Annotated in this window: 1 protein-coding gene; it reads left to right on the forward strand. The window is 40.2% G+C overall.

Annotation, left to right across the window (positions count from 1 at the left end):
• Positions 1-47: 47 nt before the first annotated feature.
• A partial coding sequence (locus HJY11_RS13775; RefSeq protein WP_208076479.1) for a hypothetical protein occupies positions 48-229 on the forward strand: 182 nt, incomplete at its 3' end.

Here is a 229-nt window from a genome sequence, read left to right on the forward strand (position 1 = left end):
TAAATGCTAGTATTAACTAAAATAATTTATATAAAAAGGAGGAGGAAATGAAACCAAGGATTAGTGAAAGTGAATTTCTGGAGCGGAAGCATAAAGTCCAGGGATTCATGGAGGATCAGGGGCTTGATTTGGTTGTGATGTATGCTGATGATCGTTATGTATATGGTCAGGCATTCGCCCGATGGATGGTAGACTATCAGCCGCAATTTGAAGCTGCATTTGTGCTCGT

Source organism: Bittarella massiliensis (ex Durand et al. 2017) (assembly GCF_017566145.1).
Taxonomy (GTDB): domain Bacteria; phylum Bacillota; class Clostridia; order Oscillospirales; family Ruminococcaceae; genus Bittarella; species Bittarella massiliensis_A.